9 protein-coding genes are annotated in these 7,578 nt (G+C 69.8%); 5 read left to right on the forward strand and 4 right to left on the reverse strand.

The genetic code is table 11. The annotated features are described in order from the left end of the window. Nucleotides 1-290 precede the first annotated feature (290 nt). On the forward strand, nucleotides 291-500 hold the full coding sequence (locus VLI41_RS02635; RefSeq protein ID WP_325266504.1) for a hypothetical protein: 210 nt from the start codon (nucleotides 291-293) through the stop codon (nucleotides 498-500). Nucleotides 501-592: 92 nt separating this feature from the next. Next, nucleotides 593-955 carry a GxxExxY protein gene (locus VLI41_RS02640; RefSeq protein ID WP_325266505.1) on the forward strand — a complete coding sequence of 121 codons (363 nt, stop codon included), beginning with the start codon at nucleotides 593-595 and terminating at the stop codon, nucleotides 953-955. A gap of 126 nt (nucleotides 956-1,081) precedes the next feature. On the opposite strand, the gene glnA is transcribed toward VLI41_RS02640, so the two are convergent. Further along, complete coding sequence (glnA, locus tag VLI41_RS02645; protein WP_325266506.1) at nucleotides 1,082-2,491, reverse strand: type I glutamate--ammonia ligase; 1,410 nt, start codon at nucleotides 2,489-2,491, stop codon at nucleotides 1,082-1,084. Nucleotides 2,492-2,531: 40 nt separating this feature from the next. Beyond that, nucleotides 2,532-2,870 carry a P-II family nitrogen regulator gene (locus tag VLI41_RS02650; RefSeq protein ID WP_325266507.1) on the reverse strand — a complete coding sequence of 113 codons (339 nt, stop codon included), beginning with the start codon at nucleotides 2,868-2,870 and terminating at the stop codon, nucleotides 2,532-2,534. A gap of 359 nt (nucleotides 2,871-3,229) precedes the next feature. Between VLI41_RS02650 and VLI41_RS02655 the strand changes: the two genes are divergently transcribed. From VLI41_RS02655 to VLI41_RS02665, 3 genes are all read left to right on the forward strand, one after another. Then, on the forward strand, nucleotides 3,230-3,799 hold the full coding sequence (locus VLI41_RS02655; RefSeq protein ID WP_325266508.1) for a histidine phosphatase family protein: 570 nt from the start codon (nucleotides 3,230-3,232) through the stop codon (nucleotides 3,797-3,799). A 36-nt stretch (nucleotides 3,800-3,835) separates the two neighbouring features. Then, on the forward strand, nucleotides 3,836-5,281 hold the full coding sequence (locus VLI41_RS02660) for an NAD(P)H-hydrate dehydratase (RefSeq protein ID WP_325266509.1): 1,446 nt from the start codon (nucleotides 3,836-3,838) through the stop codon (nucleotides 5,279-5,281). A 130-nt stretch (nucleotides 5,282-5,411) separates the two neighbouring features. Beyond that, complete coding sequence (locus VLI41_RS02665) at nucleotides 5,412-5,672, forward strand: hypothetical protein (RefSeq protein WP_325266510.1); 261 nt, start codon at nucleotides 5,412-5,414, stop codon at nucleotides 5,670-5,672. Here VLI41_RS02665 and VLI41_RS02670 read toward each other — a convergent pair. Both VLI41_RS02670 and VLI41_RS02675 read right to left on the reverse strand, forming a co-directional pair. Then, a complete protein-coding gene (locus tag VLI41_RS02670) occupies nucleotides 5,669-6,688 on the reverse strand; it encodes a DUF2891 domain-containing protein (RefSeq protein WP_325266511.1) in 1,020 nt (339 codons plus the stop codon). The genes VLI41_RS02665 and VLI41_RS02670 overlap by 4 nt on opposite strands. Further along, on the reverse strand, nucleotides 6,669-7,578 hold a 910-nt coding region (locus VLI41_RS02675), incomplete at its 5' end, for a DUF979 domain-containing protein (protein ID WP_325266512.1). The genes VLI41_RS02675 and VLI41_RS02670, both read right to left, overlap by 20 nt.

Consider the following 7,578-nt stretch of genomic DNA (forward strand, 5'->3'; position numbering starts at 1 on the left):
AGCGCCGGATCGGCGCGCGGCTCATGGCTCTCGGCCAGCGGCGCGGCGGGCGCGGGATTGAGGGCGTCATCGAACAGAGAGGCTTGGGCGGCGGCCTTGGGGGGCATGGGTGCGAAGGTGCGGCGATTCTGGGGGCCTATCTAACCCCGCCGCGGCGGCTGGCAAATGCGACGGGCGCCGCTTGTGGATGGATCGGCTTGTCATCTCAAGCATTTGTGGCAAGCATGACTTAGGGCGCGACCGCACGGGGCCTTCTGGCCAACAGAGATGCGGCGCAAGGGAGACGTGGGATGTCTGAGATGAGGGCCCGCAAGGGCTGGCCAGTCGAGTTGGCCCATATCGGCGGGACGGCCGCCGCGATTTTCGCCGTCGTCGCGGCCGGAGCAGGGCTCTCCGCCGTGCTGCCGCCGACGAGCTCGCTCTGGATGACCGCCGCCGCCTACCTGGCCCCGGCGAGCCTCGCCTTCGCCGCCTACTGGTGGGCCGCCCAGAAGCTATAAAGACGAGCGGGGTTCACCTCTTGTTCTCGTGGTCGCGAGCGGCTAAGCTCGCGTAGGGAACCACGGATTTCACGGATCACACGGATTGCCTGTTGCACGCGGAGGAGACGTTCCGGATTCGCGGGGCGGTGTTCGAGGTGCACAGCACCCTCGGATCGGGGTTCCTGGAGGCCGTCTATCAGGAATGTCTCGCGCTGGAGTTCAAGGCTCGGGGAATCTCGTTCCAGGCGCAGAAGCCTTTGACTCTGGACTACAAAGGCCAGCGACTGCGGCAGACCTACGTACCTGATTTCGTCTGCTTCGACCGGATCATCGTCGAGTTGAAAGTGGTTCGCGAGATTGCGCCCGAACATCGGGCGCAAATGATCAACTACCTGCGGGCGACAGGAGCGAAGCTCGGTTTGGTGGCGAATTTCGGATCGGCGGAGGCGAAGATCGAGCGTTTCGCGCTCTGATCCGTGCAATCCGTGAAATCCGTGGTTCTCTCAGTAGCGCTCGCCGCGCGCGCGGCGAGCGCTACTGCAAAAAGGGCCGCAGGTCGACGCCTGCGGCCATTCGTGTTTCATATCAGGATGTGACGCTTAGCATTTGAAGTACATGTCGAACTCGACCGGGTGGGGATGGAGCGTCAGGCGCATGATCTCTTCCATCTTCAGCTCGATGTAGGCGTCGATGAAATCGTCGTCCATGACGCCGCCGCGCTTCAGGAAGGCGCGGTCCTTGTCGAGGTTGTCCAGCGCCTCGCGCAGGCTGCCGCAGACCTCCGGCACCTTCTTCTGCTCGCGGGGCGGCAGGTCGTAGAGGTTCTTGTCCATCGGCTGGCCGGGATCGATCTTGTTCTCGATGCCGTCGAGGCCCGCCATCAAGAGCGCCGTGTAGGTGAGGTAGGGATTGCCCATCGGGTCCGGGAACCGGACCTCGATGCGCTTGGCCTTGGGGCTGTCCACGTGCGGGATGCGGATGGACGCCGAGCGGTTGCGCGAGGAGTAGGCCAGCTTCACCGGCGCCTCGTAGCCCGGCACAAGGCGCTTGTAGGAGTTGGTGGTCGAGTTGGAGAAGGCGTTGATCGCCTTGGCGTGCTTGATGACGCCGCCGATGTACCACAGGCACATGTCCGAGAGCCCGGCGTACTTGTCGCCGGCGAACAGCGGCTTGCCGCCCTTCCAGATCGACTGGTGCACGTGCATGCCCGAGCCGTTGTCGCCGAACATCGGCTTGGCCATGAAGGTGGCCGTCTTGCCGTAGGCGTGGGCCACGTTGTGGATCACGTACTTATAGAGCTGCATCCGGTCGCCCATGGTGATCAGCTCGGCGAACTTCAGGCCCAGCTCGTGCTGCGCCGGCGCCACCTCGTGGTGGTGCTTCTCCGGCTGCATGCCGAGCTCGCCCATCACCGCCAGCATCTCGCCGCGCAGGTCCTGGGCGGAGTCGATCGGATTGACCGGGAAATAGCCGCCTTTGGGGCCCGGCCGGTGGCCCATGTTGCCTTCCGGATACTGCCGGGCCGAAGACACCGGCAGCTCGACGGAATCGAAGGCGTAGAAGGTGTCGTGCGGGGCGGTGTTCCAGCGCACGTCGTCGAACACGAAGAACTCGGCCTCGGGGCCGAAGAACACGGTGTCGCCGACGCCGGACGACTTGACGTAGTTCAGCGCCGCCTTGGCGATCGAGCGCGGATCGCGGTTGTACGGCGTGCCGGTGTCCGGGTTCACCACGTCGCAGAACAGCGCTAGCGTCGTCTGCTGGTAGAAGGGGTCGACGATCGCCGTCGAGAGGTCCGGCCGGAGCTTCATGTCGCTCTCGTTGATCGCCTTCCAGCCGGAGATCGAGGAGCCGTCGAACATCGTGCCGTCGGTCAGGAAGTCGTCGTCCACCAGGTCGATGTCGAAGGTGACGTGCTGCATCTTCCCGCGCATGTCGGTGAAGCGGACGTCGACGTACTTGACGTCCTTCTCCTTGATCTGCGCCAGGATGTCTTTGGCGGTCGGCATTGGTTTTGTGTCCCCTTTGGTGGTCTCGATTTGAAGCTGACTAGACGGCCGCGGCGCCGGTCTCGCCGGTGCGGATGCGCATGACCTCGATCACGTCGGAGACGAAGATCTTGCCGTCGCCGATGCGGCCGGTGCGGGCGGCGCCGGCGATCGCCTCCAGCGCGCGCTCGAGCTGGTCGTCGGCGACCACCACCTCGATCTTGATCTTCGGCAGGAAGTCCACGACGTACTCGGCGCCGCGGTAGAGCTCGGTCTGGCCCTTCTGGCGGCCGTAGCCCTTGGCCTCGATCACCGTCATGCCCTGGACGCCCAGCTCCTGCAGGGCCTCCTTCACCTCGTCCAGCTTGAACGGCTTGATGACGGCTTCGATCTTCTTCATGGCCCGACTGACCCCGGCGGTTCGCGGCGGACGGAGCACGGCCGCACGCTCCGGCACAAGCGCGCGGGCGCCGCAGCCGGGCCGGCAGGCGCATCCGATGGTCAGGCGCCTAGGATTTAGGCGCCTGGCGATCAGAATCTGCGCAACGCCGTATCTGGGCCGCGGCGCCGTCTGCGCGGCGATGGAGGGCGTCTCGCAACCCGCAGATCGCCGGTTTGGGATCGCTCTGGGTCCCGCAACGCGTCTTGGCGACGGAATTCCCGCAAGTCGGAGATTGCGCAGCGCGCGCGAACTTGGCAGCGGTGCTGAAGATTGCGGCGGAACGCGACCGTCCGCGACGAGCCCCAGTGGAGCCCGCCATGCCGCGCCTGTACCTGATCCGCCACGGACGGCCCGCCGCCACCTGGGGCGGCGATGATGACGATCCGGGGCTCGACGAGACCGGCCGCGCCCAGGCCGAGGCGGCGCGCGACTGGCTATTGGCCCAGCCGGCGGAACACCGCCCCCGGCGGGTGGTGAGCTCGCCGCTCCGACGTTGCCGCGAAACGGCCGCGCCGACCGCGCGCGCACTGGGCGTGGAGATAGAGGTGGATCCGATCGTGGGCGAGATCCCGACGCCTTCGGCGCTGCATCCGAGCGAGCGGGGGAGCTGGCTGCGCAAGGTGTTCCAGGGGACCTGGGCGGAGATCGAGGGCGACCTCGACTATGACGCGTGGCGGCGGCAGATCGTGGCCTCGCTGCGGGCGCGCGGCGACACGGCGGTGTTCTCGCACTATGTGGCGATCAATGCGGCCGTCTCGCACCTGACCGGCGACGACCGCGTCTTGAGCTTTCGGCCCGACCATGCCTCGATCACTGTGCTGGAGACCGACGGCGCGGCGCTGACCCTTGTCGAGAAGGGCGGGGAAGCCGCCACCGGCGTGCTCTGAGGGCGAGATCAGGGACCTGAGGGAGCGAGGACCGGCTTGGCTGCGCGCCAGATCCTGACCGTCGCCGAGACCGCCGCCGCGGACCGCGCCGCCATCGCCGCCGGCACGTCCGGGGCGGTGCTGATGGAGCGCGCCGGCACGGCGGTGGCCGACGCCATCTGCGCCCGCTTCCCGACCCAGCCGGCGACGGTGCTCTGCGGCCCCGGCAACAACGGCGGCGACGGCTATGTGGCCGCCCGGGTGCTGAAGGCGCGGGGCTGGGCGGTGGAAATCCGGGCGCTGGCGGAGCCCACGACCGAGGACGCCCGGCACGCGCGCGGCCTTTGGGAGGGGCCGGTCGCGCCATTGGCGGGAGCCGTGCGGCCGGGCATCTGGATCGACGCGCTGTTCGGCGCCGGGCTCTCGCGGCCGCTCTCGGGCGAGGCGGCCGACATGGCCCAGACGATGTCCGGATCCGCCGAGCGGGTGGTGGCCGTGGACGTGCCGAGCGGCGTGGCCGGCGACACCGGCAAGCCGCTGGGCCCGGCGGCGAGCGCCGCCCTCACGGTGACCTTCCACGCCAGGAACCCGGCGCACGTGCTGGAGCCCGGCCGTGCGCGTTGCGGCGAGGTGGTGGTGGCCGACATCGGCCTGGGCGAGACCACCTCGCGATTGTTCGAGAACGGCCCGGAACTGTGGGGGGAGCGGTTCCCCTGGCCAACGGCCGCCAGCCACAAGCATGCGCGCGGGCGGCTGATCGTGGTCAGCGGCGAGTCCTGGAGCACCGGGGCGGCGCGGCTCGCGGCGCGCGGCGCCTTGCGGATCGGGGCGGGCCTGGTGACGCTGTTCTCGCCGCCGGAGGCGCTGGCCGTGAACGCCGCCCATCTGGAGGCGGTGATGCTGCGGCCCTTCGAGACCGACCTGGAGCTGGAGCAGGGCGCGGCCGACGTGGACGCCGCCGTGATCGGGCCGGCCGCGGGCGTCACCGAGACCACCCTGCTGAACGTGCTGGCGCTGGCCCGCACCGGCGCGGCGCTGGTGCTGGACGCCGATGCGATCAGCGTGTTCCGGGACGATCCGGAGGAGCTGTTCTCCGTGCTCGACCGCGACGACGTGCTGACCCCGCACCCGGGCGAGTTCGAGCGCCTGTTCCCGGGCCTGCTGGCGGGCTCGCCCGAGCGGATCACCGCGGCCCGGCGGGCGGCCGAGCAGGCCGGCGCCGTGGTCCTGCTGAAGGGCTCCGACACGGTGATCGCCTCGCCGGACGGCCGCGCGGCGGTGAACGTCAACGGCTCGCCCTGGCTCGCCACCGCCGGCTCCGGCGACGTGCTCGCGGGGTTCATCGGCGGGCTGGTGGCGCAGAACATGGAGAGCTTCGAAGCGGCGTGCGCGGCGGCCTGGATCCACGCCGAATGCGCCGAGCTGCACGGCGCGGGGTTGATCTCGGAGGACCTTCCCGGGCTCGCGCCGAGCGTTCTCCGCCGGCTGTTCGAGGAACGCTGACCCGGCTGTCCCCAGGCTCGTCCCCAGCTGCCGCGCGACCATCCACAGCCGTCGCCATCGTGGGCTTGGCAGCGCCGCCGATTCGGCCGCAGGCTCGGGTTAACGAAAAGCCTGCAAGGGGAAACGTCCGATGAATTTCGACAGCCTCTCGCCGATGAGCCGGGCGCTCCTGGAGCAAGCCCTTCCCGGGGGCTTTCTGGTCAATGTGCTGTATCGCGACGGGGCGCGTCTGGAGACCGGATTCCAGCGCGAGCGGCGCTGCTTCGCGCTCGGCGAGCGCGGCTGGCTCGCCTTCCTCGGCTGGGAAGGCCGCCCCGATGCAGGCGCCGACTATGCGGCCCGCTGGGCGCTCACCGATCGGGCGCAGCAGGCGTTGCAGTTCGCCGCCTAATCGCCCGCCGTCAGGGCCAGCAGCGCGAACGAGGCGAGCCAGTGCTCGCCCATGTAATCGCCGGCCACGTGCGGCAGGCTGGCCGCCAGGTGCCGCGCCGCCGCCTCGGCCGCCACACGCCCGAGCTCATCGTCCTGCGGGAGCGCGGCGCCGATCTCGCGCCAGCACCAGGCCCGCGACAGGTTGAGGCCGTCCAGGTGGGCGATCTTGCCGTCCGAGCGGTCGCTGACCACGGCCGGCGCGAACAGCGTTTTCGGCTCGCCTCTGGCGGCTCGCGGCAGGAAGCGTGCGAACCAGGCGCGGAACTCGTCGGGCGGCAGGAAGCGGCGCACGCACTCGGCTTCCATCAGGGTTGGCGAGAGGAAATCGTCCAGCGACGGCTCGAAGGGCCGGGCGTCGCGATCGGCGAGATACCAGTCGGCCAGCTTGCCGCGGAACTGCGCCATCAGCGCCTCGTCGCCCGCGGCCGCGGCATAATCGTGGGCGAGCGCCAAGGCGAAGGCGGTGGAGGAGTGGACCCCGGTGCGGATCGGATAGACGGCGTTCGGCAGGAAGCTGCGGAAGCGGTCGGCGAAGGCCTCGGCGAGCGGCCGCAGAGCCGCCGCCCAGCGCCGGTCGTCGTGGGCGAGGAGCTCGGCCTGCAGCTTGAGCAGCCAGGCCCAGCCGTACGGCCGCTCGAAGCCTCGGGAGGCCGGCCGCTGCAGGTAGTGCAGTTCGCCCGCGATCTTCTGCGGGGTGAGCATCTCGTCGAACAGATGGCGGATTGCGCCGGCTTGCGGGATGCCAGGCTCGCGGCGCAGCAGGCTCGCCAGCAGCCAATAGCCGTGCACGCACGAGTGCCAGTCGAAGCTGCCGTAGAACACCGGGTGCAGCGCGCGCGGGTCCTGGGCGTCCTCCGGACCGGTCAGGACGTGGTCGAGCTTGTTCGGGTACTCGCGCGTGACGTGGGCGAGCGCGATCGCGGCGAACTGCGAGGCGAGGGCGGGGGTCAGCCGCTCAGCGGAAGGCGAGGACATACATCAGCCCCATGTTGGCGAGGAGGAGCAGGAGCGCGGTCGGGATCTGGGCCTTAATGACCGCGTAGCGGTCCTTCAGCTCCAGCAGCGCCGGCGGCACCAGGTTGAAGTTGGCGGCGAGCGGGGTCATCAGCGTCCCGCAGAAGCCCGACAGCATGCCGATGGCGCAGACCGCGGCCGGATCGCCGCCGAAGCGCCGGATCAGGATCGGCATGCCGACGCCGGCGGTCAGCACCGGGAAGGCGGCGAAGGCGTTGCCCATGATCATCGTGAAGCCGGCCATGCCGAGGCAATAGACCGCGATCGCCGCCGCCCGGGTGTCCATCGGCAGCCAATGGGTGACCAGATCGCCGATGACCTTGCCGACTCCGGCCAGGGCGAAGACCGCGCCCAGCGCCGCCAAGAGCTGCGGCAGCAGGGCGGCCCAGCCCACGATGTCCATCAGCCGGCGGCCCTCCTGCAGCGGGCTCAGCAGCGGCTGGCGGAGCAGCACGAGGCCGACGCCGGTGGCGACCACGGCGGCGAGCGCGAGCGAGATCAGCGTCGCCTGCTTCGGATCGAGCAGCGGCTGGCCCGCGACCTGCAGCGGCTTCAGCACCAGAAGTCCGATCACCAGCACGACCGGGAGGGTGAGCGCCGGGGCGAACACCTTGGCCCCGAAGCGCTCGGCCAGAGCGCTCCGCTCTTCCGGCGAGGTGGTGGCGGGATCGCCGCGGCCGAGCCCGCCGACCCCCGCGATCAGCGCCAGGCCGAGCACGAGCACGCCGTCGCCCAGATCGCCCAGCCGGTCGCCGGCCAGGAAGCTCAGCGCCACCAGGCCCCAGAAGCCGGCGTTGCCGAAGCGCTTGGGATTTTTCCGATCGGCCGCGCTCAGCACCGCGAAGGCGGCG

This window comes from Phenylobacterium sp. (assembly GCF_035475775.1).
Taxonomy (GTDB): domain Bacteria; phylum Pseudomonadota; class Alphaproteobacteria; order Caulobacterales; family Caulobacteraceae; genus Phenylobacterium.

Excerpts from the sequence above, each read along its gene's own strand:
- VLI41_RS02635 (WP_325266504.1), top strand. The coding sequence starts at position 291 with ATGTCTGAGATGAGGGCCCGCAAGGGCTGGCCAGTCGAGTTGGCCCAT.
- glnA (WP_325266506.1), bottom strand. The coding sequence starts at position 2,491 with ATGCCGACCGCCAAAGACATCCTGGCGCAGATCAAGGAGAAGGACGTC.
- VLI41_RS02650 (WP_325266507.1), bottom strand. The coding sequence starts at position 2,870 with ATGAAGAAGATCGAAGCCGTCATCAAGCCGTTCAAGCTGGACGAGGTG.
- VLI41_RS02655 (WP_325266508.1), top strand. The coding sequence starts at position 3,230 with ATGCCGCGCCTGTACCTGATCCGCCACGGACGGCCCGCCGCCACCTGG.
- VLI41_RS02665 (WP_325266510.1), top strand. The coding sequence starts at position 5,412 with ATGAATTTCGACAGCCTCTCGCCGATGAGCCGGGCGCTCCTGGAGCAA.
- VLI41_RS02670 (WP_325266511.1), bottom strand. The coding sequence starts at position 6,688 with ATGTCCTCGCCTTCCGCTGAGCGGCTGACCCCCGCCCTCGCCTCGCAG.